Annotated in this window: 11 protein-coding genes; 9 read left to right on the top strand and 2 right to left on the bottom strand. The window is 72.2% G+C overall.

All coding sequences use genetic code 11. From position 1 onward, the window contains the following. Nucleotide 1 precedes the first annotated feature (1 nt). Together AB0H83_RS30655 and AB0H83_RS30650 are read right to left on the bottom strand one after the other, a co-directional pair. A complete protein-coding gene (locus tag AB0H83_RS30655) occupies nucleotides 2-1,315 on the bottom strand; it encodes an O-acetylhomoserine aminocarboxypropyltransferase/cysteine synthase family protein (protein WP_360100813.1) in 1,314 nt (437 codons plus the stop codon). After that, nucleotides 1,312-2,520, bottom strand: coding sequence for a homoserine O-acetyltransferase (locus AB0H83_RS30650; protein WP_360100810.1), 1,209 nt, complete (start codon nucleotides 2,518-2,520; stop codon nucleotides 1,312-1,314). Before AB0H83_RS30650 ends, AB0H83_RS30655 begins: the two co-directional genes overlap by 4 nt. 96 nt (nucleotides 2,521-2,616) lie before the next feature. On the opposite strand from AB0H83_RS30650, the gene AB0H83_RS30645 reads away from it, so the two are divergent. The 9 genes from AB0H83_RS30645 (at nucleotide 2,617) to AB0H83_RS30605 (ending at nucleotide 13,281) form a co-directional block, all read left to right on the top strand. After that, a complete protein-coding gene (locus AB0H83_RS30645; protein ID WP_360100807.1) occupies nucleotides 2,617-3,165 on the top strand; it encodes an OsmC family protein in 549 nt (182 codons plus the stop codon). Nucleotides 3,166-3,175: 10 nt separating this feature from the next. Then, nucleotides 3,176-4,408, top strand: coding sequence for an NAD(P)/FAD-dependent oxidoreductase (locus tag AB0H83_RS30640; RefSeq protein WP_360100804.1), 1,233 nt, complete (start codon nucleotides 3,176-3,178; stop codon nucleotides 4,406-4,408). 106 nt (nucleotides 4,409-4,514) lie between these two features. Then, a complete protein-coding gene (locus tag AB0H83_RS30635; protein ID WP_360100801.1) occupies nucleotides 4,515-4,967 on the top strand; it encodes a hemerythrin domain-containing protein in 453 nt (150 codons plus the stop codon). A gap of 423 nt (nucleotides 4,968-5,390) precedes the next feature. Next, the gene (locus tag AB0H83_RS30630) at nucleotides 5,391-7,496 is read left to right on the top strand and encodes a hypothetical protein (RefSeq protein WP_360100798.1); all 2,106 of its coding nucleotides are present in this window, start codon (nucleotides 5,391-5,393) and stop codon (nucleotides 7,494-7,496) included. Nucleotides 7,497-7,507: 11 nt separating this feature from the next. Further along, nucleotides 7,508-9,139: a GT4 family glycosyltransferase PelF gene (pelF, locus tag AB0H83_RS30625; protein ID WP_360100795.1), complete on the top strand. Its 1,632-nt coding sequence runs from the start codon at nucleotides 7,508-7,510 to the stop codon at nucleotides 9,137-9,139. Continuing rightward, nucleotides 9,136-10,665, top strand: a complete 1,530-nt coding sequence (locus tag AB0H83_RS30620; RefSeq protein WP_360100792.1) for a hypothetical protein — start codon at nucleotides 9,136-9,138, stop codon at nucleotides 10,663-10,665. The genes pelF and AB0H83_RS30620 overlap by 4 nt, the downstream gene beginning before the upstream one ends. Nucleotides 10,666-10,694: 29 nt before the next feature. Beyond that, complete coding sequence (locus AB0H83_RS30615; protein WP_360100789.1) at nucleotides 10,695-11,423, top strand: sugar phosphate nucleotidyltransferase; 729 nt, start codon at nucleotides 10,695-10,697, stop codon at nucleotides 11,421-11,423. Further along, the gene (locus AB0H83_RS30610; protein ID WP_360100786.1) at nucleotides 11,420-12,364 is read left to right on the top strand and encodes an NAD(P)-dependent oxidoreductase; all 945 of its coding nucleotides are present in this window, start codon (nucleotides 11,420-11,422) and stop codon (nucleotides 12,362-12,364) included. Before AB0H83_RS30615 ends, AB0H83_RS30610 begins: the two co-directional genes overlap by 4 nt. After that, nucleotides 12,361-13,281 (top strand): endo alpha-1,4 polygalactosaminidase, encoded by a 921-nt coding sequence (locus tag AB0H83_RS30605; protein WP_360100783.1) that lies wholly within the window; start codon nucleotides 12,361-12,363, stop codon nucleotides 13,279-13,281. The genes AB0H83_RS30610 and AB0H83_RS30605 overlap by 4 nt, the downstream gene beginning before the upstream one ends. Nucleotides 13,282-13,288: the final 7 nt, after the last annotated feature.

Here is a 13,288-nt window from a genome sequence, read left to right as displayed (position 1 = left end):
GTCAGCCTGCCTTCACGTTCGCGAAGCCCTGCTCGAGGTCCCAGATCAGGTCGTCGACGGACTCGGTGCCGACCGACAGCCGCACCGTGCCCGGGGCGACCCCGGCCGCGCGCAGCTCGTCGTCGCTGAGCTGGCGGTGCGTCGTGCTCGCCGGGTGGATGATGAGGCTCTTCGCGTCGCCGACGTTGGCCAGGTGCGACCACAGCGACACGCCCCGGATCAGGTCCTGCCCGCCGTCGCGGCCGCCGGCGCACTCGAAGGAGAACACCGCGCCCGCGCCGAGCGGCAGGTACTTGTCGACCAGCGGGAGGTACCGGCTGCCGGGCAGGCCGGGGTAGGTCACGTTGGCGGCCAGGGCGTGCCCCTCGAGGAACTCCGCGACCTTCCGGGCGTTGGCGACGTGCCGGTCCATGCGCAGCGACAGCGTCTCCAGCCCTTGCAGGAACAGGAACGCGTTGAACGGCGACAGCGCCGCCCCGAGGTCGCGCAGCGTCTCGGCGCGCAGCTTCATCAGGTAGCCGTACGTGCCGAACGTCTCGTGGAACTGCAGGCCGTGGTACGCCGGGGACGGGTCGGCGACCACCGGGAACCGGCCGTTGGACCAGTTGAACGCGCCCGCCTCGACCACGACCCCGCCGATGCTGGTGCCGTGCCCGCCGATGAACTTGGTCGCCGAGTGGATGACAATGTCGGCGCCCCACTCGATCGGGCGGCACAGGTACGGCGTGGCGAACGTGTTGTCCACGATGAGCGGCAGGTCGTGCTCGTGCGCGATGCCGGCGAGGGTCTCGATGTCCAGCACGTTGCCGGACGGGTTGCCGATCGTCTCGCCGAAGAACGCCTTCGTGGTGTCGCGGACCGCCTTGCGCCACGCCTCCGGGTCGTCGGGGTCGACCCAGGTCACGTCCACGTTCATCTTGCGCAGCAGGTGCTTGAACTGGTTGACGGTGCCGCCGTACAGCGCGGAGGACGAGACCACGTGGTCGCCGGGCTGCAGCAGGGTGAACAGCGCGGCGGCCTGCGCGGCGATGCCGCTGGCGAACGCGACCGCCCCGCTGCCGCCCTCGAGGTTCGCCACCCGCTCCTCGAACACGGCCACCGTCGGGTTCATGATGCGTGAGTACGTGTTGCCGTACTCCTGCAGGTTGAAGTACGCGGCGGCGGACTCGGGGTCCTCGAAGACGTAGCTGGTCGTCTGGAAGATCGGCACCGCCCGTGCGCCGGTGTTGGGGTCGGGCCGCTGCCCGGCGTGCAACTGGCGGGTCTCGAAGCCGAACTCGCGGGCCTGCTCGGCCCGCAGGGGCTGGTCGGTCACGGTGCCTCTTTCTCGTCGGTTCCCAGGAACGCCCGGATGATCGGCGTCTGCCGGGCCTCCTCCAGCAGGAAGCAGTCGTGGCCGTACGGCGCGTCGATGACGTGCAGCTCGACCGGCTTACCGAGCTCCTGCAGCGCGTCGTGGATCTCCTGCGAGGCCAGCGGCGGGTACAGCCAGTCGGAGCTGAACGCGATCAGCAGCGCCTTGGCCCGCACGCCCTCCAGGGCCTTCACCAGCGACCCGCCGCCGTGCTGGCGGGCCAGGTCGAAGTAGGTCAGGGCGCGGGAGGTGTACAGGTAGGTGTTGGCGTCGAACCGGCGCACGAACGTCTCCGCCTGGTGCCGCAGGTAGCTCTCCACCTGGAACTCGGCGTCGGTGATCGTGTAGCGGATGTCGTCGGAGGACTGCAGCCGCCGGCCGAACTTGTCGCCCATCGACGCCGACGACAGGTAGGTGACGTGCCCCACCATCCGGGCCACGCCCATGCCGGCGTCGGGTTTGCGGCCGGTGCCGTAGTACCGGCCGCCCTGCCAGTCCGGGTCGCGCATGATCGCGTCGCGGGCGATCGCGTTCCACGACAGGCCCTGCGGGTGCAGCGCGTGCGTGCTGGCGATCACCACGACCGCGTCGACCTGGTCGGGATACGTCACCGCCCACTGCAGCGCCTGCATCCCGCCGAGCGACCCACCGGCGACCGCGGCCAGGCGCTCGATGCCGAGCACGTCGAGCAGCGCCCGCTCGGTCCGTACCATGTCAGCGACGGTGATCACGGGGAAGTCCGCGCCATACGGCCGGCCTGTCGCCGGGTCGAGCGACGCCGGGCCGGTGGTGCCGCCGCAGCCGCCGAGCAGGTTCGTCGACACCACGAAGTAACGGTCCGTGTCGAACGCCTTACCCGGGCCGATCATGCCGTCCCACCATCCGAGACCCTTGCCGGCAGCGCCGTCGCGGTCCTCGGCGCCGAACCCGTCTCGGGTGCTCTCCCGCGGCTTCGCCGACTCCCCCGCCGCGTGCGCGTCGCCGCTGAGCGCGTGGCAGACCAGGAGCACGTTGTCCCGCTCGGGGGACAGTGTCCCGTACGTCTCGTATGCGACACGGACGGGCAGCTCCCGGCCGCAGTCGAGCGGAACTGGCGCGGGCAGGTCGGCGTACTGTGTCTCGACGACGCCGACCGAGCCGGCCGTACGGGTCGAGGCCGAAGTCATGGTGGCGATCATAGCCGCAGCCAGGCAGCCGATGTACTGTCAACCAACCCGATGGGGATAATGGTTGTTCGTTGATGTGAGAGGAGCGTCACGTTCATGACCACGGTTGAGAACGGCGTCAACGTCCAGGCCCTGCTCGAGGCGCGCACCGCGCTGCAGGGCGCGCCCGAGGCGGCGCAGTTCACCTGGCGCGCCACGTCGAAGTGGGAGCACGGCGTGCACAGCACGACCCGCGTCCAGCAGTTCTACGGCCTCGGCCAGGAGCAGAGCCACAAGAACGAGTCGGTGTTCGACGCCGACCACCCCGCCGTCTTCGCCGCCGAGGACAACGGCATCACCCCGATCGAGTACCTGCTGGTCGGCCTCGCCGGCTGCCTGACCGCGGGCGTGGCGTCCGTCGCGCAGAACCGCGGCATCCAGCTGCGCTCCGTCGACGCGGTCGTGGAGGGCAAGCACGACATCCGCGGCATCCTCGGCGCCGACGCCGACGTGCGCAACGGGTTCAACGACATCAAGGTGACCTTCAACATCGACGCCGACGCCTCCAAGGAGGAGATCGAGGCGCTCGTCGCGCAGTCGCAGAAGCGCTCCGCCGTCTTCGACGCGCTCACCAACCCGACCGACGTGACCGTCGAAGTGGCCTGAGGAACCTGAGTTGGACGTCACCACCGTCGTCATCGGCGCCGGACACGCCGGCCTCGCCGCGAGCCACTTCCTGCGCGAGCGGTCGATCGACCATGTCGTGCTGGAGCGCGGCGAGGTCGCCAACTCGTGGCGCCGGGAGCGGTGGGACTCCCTGCGGCTGCTCACCCCCAGCTGGCAGTCCCGCCTGCCGGGGATGCCCTACGAGGGCCCCGACCCCGACGGGTACATGACGATGGGTGAGGTCGTCGACCTCATCGAGCGCTACGCCGCCGTCACCGCCGCCCCGGTGCGCACCGGCACCGAGGTCACGTCGGTGCGCCGCACCGACGACGGCTACCTGGTCACGACGAGCACCGGCCCGCTGCGGTGCCGCGCCGTGGTCATCGCCAGCGGGGCCTGCAACCGGCCCGTGGTGCCCGCCTTCCACGAGGCGGTGCCGTCCTCCGTCGAGCAGTTCACGCCGTTCGACTACCGCGACCCCGCCAAGCTCCCCGACGGCGGCGTGCTCGTCGTCGGGGCCTCGGCGACCGGCGTGCAGCTCGCCGCCGAGCTGCAGCGCTCCGGCCGGCCGGTCACGCTGTCCGTCGGCGAGCACACCCGGCTGCCGCGCACGTACCGTGGCCGCGACATCCTCTGGTGGATGGACGCCTCCGGGGTGTGGGACCAGCGTTACGACGAGATCGACGACCTCACCCGCGCCCGCCGGCTGCCGTCACCGCAGCTGGCCGGCACCCCGGACCGCTCCAGCGTGGACCTCAACGCGCTCACCGCCCTCGGCGTGTCGCTCGTCGGCCGCTGGGCGGCGGTCCGCGACGGCCGGGCCCTGTTCTCCGGCGGGCTGCGCAACGTGTTCGCCCTCGCCGACCTCAAGCTGCAGCGCCTGCTGGACACGTTCGACGCGTTCGCCGGCGGCACCGGGGAGCGCTTCGCCCCGACGACCGTGCCGGCCTCGTCCCGGCTGCAGCTGGACCTGCGCTCGGGCGAGATCCGCAGCATCGTCTGGGCGACCGGGTTCCGCCCCGAGTACGACTGGCTCGACGTCCCCGTCATGGACGCCAAGGGCCGCCTGGCGCACGACGGCGGCGTGCTGGCCTCCCCCGGCCTGTACGCGCTGGGCCTGCCGGTGCTGCGGCGGCGCAAGTCGACCTTCATCCACGGCATCGAGGACGACGCCCGCGACGTGGTCGACCACCTGGCCGGGCACCTGGCTGGACACCCGGCCGGGCACTCGGCCGGCGGCTGACCGTCCTTGCGCCGCCCTGCGGGGCATGATCGGATGAGTGGCAGCATCGCGTGCCGGTGACGGTCTGCGTCAGGCATGGAGGTGTGCAACCGAAGGACGCCATCCGTTGGCCACCCACGACCGCGCGGTCGCGCTCAGCGCACAGCTCGCGCAGGCACACGACGACCTGCGCCACCAACTCCGGGACCTGCGGGCCGGCCGCGCCCGGGACCTGCCCACCCACTGCCTCGCCTTCTGCGCCGCGCTGACCGCCCACCACCAGGGCGAGGACACGGGCATGTTCGCCGAACTGCTCCGGCTGCGCCCCGACCTTTCCGGCACGATCGCCAAGCTCGTCGAGGACCACGGGATGATCGCCTGGATCCTGTCCCGCGTCGCCGAGCTCGCCTCCTCGCCTGACCCATCGCCCGCGATCAATAGTGAACTGGACGGCCTAGCCGCCATCATGGAGTCGCATTTCGCGTTCGAGGAGCGGGCGATCAGCGCCGCCCTCGACGGCGGTACCCCCGACACCGGCTGGTCGGCCATGGTGTTCCGGTTCCGCGACCAGATCTCCTAGCGCTGCGGTATGGCGGGCCGGACCACCGGCCCGACCACCCTGGATCGAAGTCGCGTCCCGGCCGTCCGGACGACCACGACGCGACTTCGACCAACCGCACAAGATCACAAGTGAGCGGGCCGTGCCGGCCGCCGCGGACCCACAGTCCGGGGTGAGAAATCAGCCCACCCACGATCTCATGCAGAGGTCGAATCCCACCCTTCTAACAGACTCGTAACATCGGTTCGTCCCATTCAATTTCCCCGCCGGGCGCGTATTCGCCGTTGTCCCGCGGTGCTTTCGTGCGCGATTTCGCCGCACCGCGATTTTCTGAACCAATTGCATTTCGAACCGACCGGAGTTCTCATGATCACGGCACGAACGCCAGGCACCCGGCTGTTACTCCGGGTGTCCGCCGCTGCCGCCCTGTGTGCCGTCCTCGTCATGAGCGGGGCACAGCAGGCCGTGGCCCTGCAACCGGGGCGCCAGCAGCCATCCCACGATTCCGGGCACACCCTCGTCCTCGGCGAGCCCGCGCCGCACCGGGTCACCAACCGCGGCGCACCGCTGCCGAAGACGAAGGGCGCGGTGCCCCTGCGACGCGACCTGACCCTGCGCTCCGGCAAGCCGGGTTCCGCCGCCGGGAAGTCGGCCGGCCCGGCAGCCACGCTGGCCGCGCCGGCGAACGGCAAGGTCGGCCTCCGCGCGCTCGTGGTCGGCGTCGACGGCACCGACTGGGGCGTCGAGACCTGGACCTCGACGCTGGACCGGGCCGGTGCCACGTACGACGTCCTGCTCAGCAAGGACCAGCCCTTGACGGCCGCGTCCCTGGTGCGGCCCGACGGCACCGGGCGGTACAACGCCGTCCTGCTGACCAGCAGCATGCTGATGTACGCCAGCGGCGGCGGGTACGTCAGCGGCCTCGACGCCGACGAGTGGAACCTGCTGTGGGCCTACGAGCGGGACTACGCCGTCCGCCAGGTGAGCCTGTACACCAGCTACGGCGCCTGGCCGGAGAGCTACTGCCTGTCCCCGTCCAGCGAAGGCTCCGTCGGCGACACCGCGCTGCCGGCGTCGCTGACGACGGCCGGCGCCGGCGTCTTCGACTACCTCAAGTCGACGGCCCAGGTGCCGATCACGCAGTCGTACGTGTACCGCACGCGCGTCACCGCCGGCTGCGCCGCCGACCCGGTCCTCGTCAACGGCAGCGACGTGCTCGGTGTGCGCACCACGTCCACGGACGGCCGCGAGCGGATGGCGCTCACCTTCACCTCCAACCAGTACCTGCTGCAGGCGAACCTGCTGACGTACGGTCTGTTGCGGTGGGCCAGCCGGGGGCTGTTCCTCGGCGAGCAACGGCACTTCATCAACGTCGACATCGACGACTGGTTCAACAGCGCCGACCACTACTTCCCCGACGGGCACGTCGAGTCCGACCCGGGCTTCCAGATGTCGGGCCACGACGCGTACAACACCGACCAGCGCCTGACCGCCCTGCGCGGCGCGTACCCGCTCGCGTCGAACTTCACGTTCAACCTGGCGTACAACGGCGGCGACGCGGACCTGACATCGGGCGCGCGGTGCAGCCCGAACGGCGGCGTCACCACGCTCACCGCCACCAGCCGGTGCCTGTCCAAGAAGTTCCGGTGGATCAACCACACGCTGACCCACCCGGAGCTGAACACCACCGACTACGCCACGAGCGCGAACGAGATCTCCGCCAACCGCACGGTCGCCACCCGGCTGGGACTGTCGCAGCCGTCCGCGATCCTCAAGACCGGTGAGTACTCGGGGCTCGGCGTGTACAACCCGAACCCGGACGACGACGTGAACCCGCCGACGGACTTCGGGCTCGCCGCGTCCAACCAGCAGTTCCTCAACGCGGCCCGGGACCTGGGCGTGCGGTACGTGCACGGCAACATGTCCTTCGCCAGCCACGTGCCCGACTGCTTCAACTGCGGCAAGGTCCACCCGCTGTCGCCCGGGATCACGATCGTCCCCGACTGGCCGACGAACATCGCGTACCACACGACGACGCCGGCGGAGCAGATCGCGTTCTACAACTCGTACTACGGGCCCGGCGGGCGCTTCCCGTACTGGCCGACGAACCTCACCTACGCCCAGATGCTCGACTACGAGGCCGACGTCGCGCTGAGCCATCTCGCCACCGGGTCGCTGTACACGCACACGTTCCACATCGCGAACCTGCGCGACTACGGCTCCGGCCGCACGCTGGCCACCGACTGGGTGGAGCGGGTCCTGGCGAAGTACAGCGGCTACTACTCGGTGCCGGTGCTCAACCCGGACTGGACGGCGCTGAGTGCGTACGCGACGCACCGCATCGCGCACTTCGCCCAGGTCCGCGGCAACGTCGACGCGGTGTACGACCCGGTGGCCCGCACGGTCACCGTGACGTCGCCGCTGGCGGGGGCGCTGACCGTGAGCGGCGTGACGGCGGCGGGTGCGAGCACGTACGGCACCGAGGTCTCTTCGAAGCTCACGCTGTCCGCCGGCACCGCGGTGACCGTCCCGGCGAGTCCGCGGTCGTGAAGGTGGCGCTGGTGTCCGAGGGCACGTACCCGTTCGCGCACGGCGGGGTCAGTGTGTGGTGCGACCAGCTCGTGCGCGGCATGCCCGAGTACCGGTGGGAGGTGGTGGCGCTCACCGTCGACGGCAGTGAGCGCTCCCGCTGGGAGAGCCCCGCCAATCTCGACCGGGTCGTGTCGATCCCGCTGTGGTGCGCTGGCGGCGCTCGCCGCCGGCGCACCCGAGGGCGCCCCGCCACGGTGTTCCGTGCCGCGTACGACACGTTCCTCACCGCACTGATCACGCCGCCGGACCCGAGCCCGGACCGGGCCACGGTCCAGCGCAGCCGGTTCCTGCTCGCGCTGCGCGGCCTGTACGAGTTCGCGGCCGACGGCGGCGACCTCGCCGCGGCGGTCGGCTCGAACGCCGCGCTCGGCGCGATGCAGGACCGGTGGCGGGAGGTCGGCGCCGCGCTGGGCGCCGACCACCCGGCCCTGGCAGGCCGGCCGCTGCGGCTCACGCTGGCCGACGCGGCGCAGGCGGCCAGGCTGATCGGCCACATGCTGCGCCCGCTCACCGTCCCGCCGACGCGCGCCGACGTGGTGCACTGTGCGATGAACGGCCTGTCGGCGCTCGTCGGGATGACGGCGAAGTGGACGCACGACACGCCCCTGCTGATCTCCGAGCACGGTGTGTACCTGCGCGAGCGGTACCTGGAGCAGATGCACGGCGACCTGCCGCACCCGGTCACGGTGCTGCTGCTGGGTTTCCACCGCAGCGTCGCCGGCGCCGCGTACCACCTCGCCGACGCGCTCGCGCCGCACTCCGCGTACAACCGCCGCTGGCAGCTGCGCAACGGCGCGGACCCGGGCCGCATGTGGACGATGTACAACGGCGTCGCGCCCGAGCTGTTCCCCAGCGCGAAGACCGAGCCGGACGAGCCGACCGTCGTCTTCGTCGGGCGGATCGACCCGCTGAAGGACCTGCACACGCTGATCCGGGCCTTCGCCGTGGTCCGGGACCGGGTGCCCGGCGCCCGGCTGCGCATCTACGGCTCGGCGACCGACCTGCGGTACCGCGACAGCTGCCTCGCCCTTGTGGAGCGGCTCGGCCTGGCCGACGCCGCGCGCCTGGAGGGCAACGCGCCCGACCTGGTCGAGGCGTACCACAGCGGCAACATCGTCGCGCTCACCAGCATCTCGGAGGGCTTCCCGTACACGGTCATCGAGGCGATGGCCTGCGGCCGGACCATGGTGTGCACCAACGTGGGCGGGGTCTCCGAGGCGGTCGGCGACGCCGGGTTCGTGGTCCCGCCGCGGGACGTGGACGCCGTCGCCGACGCGTGCGTGACCCTGCTGCGCGACCCCGAGCTGCGAAGCCGGCTGGCCGCCGAGGCCCGGCAGCGGGTCCTCGACCGGTTCACCCTGACCCAGTCCCTGGCCGACTACCGGGGTCTGTACGAGCGGCTGGTGACGCCACACCTGGAGCGTGCGCCCACCGGTGCGGCGCGGCGTGCCGCCGTCGGGCGGGTCGCCACCACCGACCTGCGTGGCCTCGCGTCCGCCCTGGACCCGGCGTCCCGGACGGGGGCGGGCGGTCGTGGCGGCGCGCCGTGGAGCCGGGGGCTGTGGGACGTCCACGACACCTCCGCCTGGATCCGCCGATGAGCGGCGCGGCAGGGGCCGGCAGCCGGCTCACGTCGATGGCCGTCATGGCCCGCGGGCTCGCGACCGACGACACGATCGAGATGCCGATCACCGGGCTCGAACCGATGCTCGTCCGCCCGGAGGCCAGCACGGACCCGGTCGACGTCCTCGTCGCCGAGATCTACGCCCGCAGCGGCGGCCGGTTCGTCGACGGGCTGCAGGTGGCCGCGATGCTGGAGGCGCAGGGCGTCACCGACCGCACCGCGCGGGTCCAGTACGGCTACCACGACGTGTTCGAGCTGGCCCACGAGGTGCGCGTCCGCCTCGCCGGCCTGGCCCATCGTTCGCCCCGGCGTCCGCCCCGGCACCGGAAGCGCGGCCAGACGCTGCGGGAGCTGTGCCACGGCGCGCTGTACCTGCTGCCGGTCATGCTGTTCCCGGCCGTCGCCACCGTCACGCATCCGCGCCCGCCGGTGCTCGCCATCGTCGCGGCCGGGCTGCTGGGCTGGGTGTGGGCCGGGGGCATCACCTGGCTCGCGTACCAGTACGTCAACGCCGGCGACGAGCGCGCCGCGGGCCGCTTCCTGGCGCTGTCGGCGGTCACCGGTGTCGGCGTGGCAGGGCTGCTCGGCGCGGTCATCGCCGTCGCCGACGGTGGCGGTCCGACGGTGGCGTTGCTGGTGCCGGCCGTGGCGGCGTACCAGCTGGCGAGCACCCTCCTGCTGTACCTGCGCGACGAGGTGTGGCTGGTGGCGCTCATGTCGCCGGCCGTGATCGCCGGCGTCGTGTTCGCCCTGAGCGACCGGCGGGTGCCGGAGACCGCGCTCATACCCGCCGTGGCCTGTGTCGCGGTGACCTTCGCCGTCGCCGTCAGGCGGGCGCTGCTCGTGCCGGGGACACCGGCCGGGCCTGGCGTCCGGGCCGTGATGCGGGGCCGCTGGGCCACCTTCGCGCTGGTGGTCGCCCACACCGCCCTGCTGGCGGCGCTGATCCTGCAGGGGCAGGTGCCGTACCTGGCGGGCCGCTTCGACGTGCTCGTCGCGGCGCTGCCGCTCGTCGTGTCGATGGGGTTCGTGGAGTGGCGGGTCCGCCGGTTCGGCGAGCGGTCGCAGGGCATGCTGAACGACCCGTGGGGTCCGCGGCACTTCCGGCGGCGGGTCTGGCTGCTGCTGGCGGCGAACGTCGGCGCCTGCTGCCTCGTCGCGGCCGTGGCCGCGGTCACGCTGCTCGCCGCGCTGCGGCACGCCGGCTGGCTCACACCGGCGGCCACCGCGATGGCCGCCACCCAGGTCGCCCTCGCCGGCGCCTGTTTCCTGATCTTCGTCCTGGCAGGACACGGCGGCTACGGACGGCTGTGCGCCGTGCTGGCCGTCGCGCTCGGGGCGCACCTCGCCGGGCGCCCGTTCCTCGCCACCGCTGTGGCGTGGCCGGCGCCGCCGGCCGCGCTCACCGACACCCTGGCCAATCTCGGCAGCGCCGTACTGCTGCTCGGACTCCTGTCCGTCGCCCTGTCCCCGTCACTCGGGCACGTCCGGCAGTACCGGTGACATCGAAACTCAACGGAGGCACGCAACACATGCACGCGGTCATCCTGGCCGGTGGTAAGGGCGTCCGGCTGCGCCCGTACACCACCGCACTTCCCAAACCGTTGATGCCGATCGGAGAACGGCACGCGATTCTCGACATCGTCCTGGAGCAACTGGCGTCGCGCGGCTTCACCAGCGTCATGCTCGCGATCAACCACCTCGGCACGCTGATCCGGGCGTTCGTCGGCGACGGCACCCGGTGGGGGCTGGAGGTCCAGTACGTCGAGGAGAGCACACCGTTGTCGACGGTGGGTCCGCTGTTCACCGTCAAGGACGACCTGCCCGAGCAGTTCCTGGTCATGAACGGGGACCTGCTCACCGACATCGACTACGCCGACCTGCTGGCCGCGCACGCGGTGTCCGGCGCGACGCTCACGATCGCGGCCGTCGCGCAGACGATCCGCACCGAGTTCGGCGTGCTCGACGTCGAGGCCGGCCGGGTGGTCGGCTTCACCGAGAAGCCGACCTACCGGCACCGGGTCTCGATGGGGGTCTACGGGATGTCCCGCAAGGCGCTCGAGCCGTATCCGGCCGGCCTGCCGCTCGGCTTCGACCGCCTGGTGCAGGACCTGCTGCGGCAGGGCGAGTTCCCGAACAGCTACGACTTCGGCGGCGTCTGGCTCGACATCGGCCGGCCGGAGGACTACGACGAGGCCAACCGCAGGTTCGGCGAGCTCGAGCCGGTCCTGCTTCCGACGCGCAGCAAGGTGGCGGCATGAGCAGGCCGCAGCGCAGCGGAGGTGACGGCATGAACCAGGTTCGGGTACTGCTGTTCGGGGCCAACGGGTTCGTCGGCGGGCAGGCGCGCACGACGCTCGCCGCCGACCCGCGGATCGCCACGGTCGTCTGCCCGCCCCGCAGCCGGCACGACCTCGTCGCCGGTGACCTCGCCTCCCTGACCGACCTGGTACGGGAGGTCCAGCCCGACGTGGTCGTCAACTGCACCGGCCGGCTCACCGGCACGGGGCACGACCTCGTGGAGAGCAACACGCTGGTGACCGCCCGGCTCATCGAGGCCGTCGCGGCCGCAGTGCCGGGGGCCCGGCTGGTCCGGCTCGGCTCGGCGTCGGAGTACGGCATCGTCGCCCACGGCGTCAGCGTCGCCGAGGACCACCCGTGCGAGCCGGTCAGCGAGTACGGCACGACGCACCTCGCCGCGACGCGCCTGCTGCAGCTGGCCGACCGGGACGGCCGGGTCGACGGGGTGACCCTGCGGGTCTTCAACCCGATCGGCGCCGGACTGCACCGGGACAACCTGCTCGGCCGGGCCGCCGGGCTCATCCAGGACGCGCTGGCCCGCGGGGACGGCCAGGTGACGCTGGGTCCGCTCACCGCGTACCGGGACTTCGTCGACGTCCGGGACGTGGCGGCCGCGGTGCTCGCCGCCGTGACCGCGCCGGAGCCGGGCACCGGCGTCGTCAACGTCGCCAGCGGCCGGGCGGTGACGTCCCGTGAGGCGGTCCGCCTGCTCGCCGAGGCCGCCGGCTACCCGGGCGCGATCGTCGAGCAGGGCACCGGCCCGGCCCGCTCGACCGGGGTGGATTGGATCCGCGCCGACGTCGGCCGGGCCCGGGCAGCGCTCGGATGGGCGCCCACGTACGAGCTCTCGGAGTCGGTGAAGGCCGTCTGGACCGGGCTCGATGCCACCGCCGGCCGGTGAACGCGCCGGGCCGGTGCCGCCGCCGGACCGCGCTCGCCACCGCGCTGCTGCTCACCGCGTCGGCGCTGACCGGGTGCCCGCGGGACACCAGCCGCTCCGCCGCGCCGGCCACCGGCGGCTGGGTGTACCAGTTGCAGGGCTACGACGGGGACGGCCTGGCGGCGATCGCCCGCGCGCCGCAACGGATCGCGGTGATCGACCTGGCCCGCGACGCGCGGTCCGACCTGTTCCGCGCCGGCGAGATCAGTACGGTCCGCGACTCCGGCAAGCGGGTGCTGGCGTACTTCGAGATCGGCAGCATCGAGCAGTACCGGCCGGAGTACGACCCGCTGCGCGCGGAGGCCGGCGACCTGGTGCTCAACCGGTGGGGCGACTGGCCCGAGGAGCACTTCGTGCGCTACTGGGACGAGCGGTGGTGGGACCGGGTCGTGCGGGTCCGCGTCGACCGGGCGCTCGAGGCCGGGTTCGACGGCGTCTACCTCGACACCCCGCTGGCGTACGAGGAACTGGATCTGCGTCTCGTCCCCGGCTGGACCCGTGACCGGCTGGCCCGCGCGATGGTCGACCTGATCGCGCGGGTCAGCCGGTACGCCCGGCAGCGACGGCCCGGATTCTGGATCGTCCCGCAGAACTCGCCGGAACTGCGCCACTACCCCGGCTACGTCGACGCGATCGACGGCATCGGCGTGGAGGAGCTGTTCTTCCTCGCCACCGACCGGCCCTGCACCGAGGACTACTGCGCAGAGAACCTCGCCGACGTCCGGGCGCTGCGGGACGCCGGCAAGGTCGTGCTCGCCGTCGACTACGCCCGCAAGGCCGGCAACGTCCGCGCCGCCTGCCGCCGGTACCGCACCGAACGCTTCATCGGCACCGTGACCACCCGCGAACTCGACCGGATCGCCGCACCGTGCGGCTGACCGGGCA

The organism is Dactylosporangium sp. NPDC050688 (assembly GCF_040654515.1).
Classification (GTDB): domain Bacteria; phylum Actinomycetota; class Actinomycetes; order Mycobacteriales; family Micromonosporaceae; genus Dactylosporangium.
Note: the sequence above shows the minus strand (reverse complement) of the source record. Positions and strands in the feature narration are given on the sequence as shown.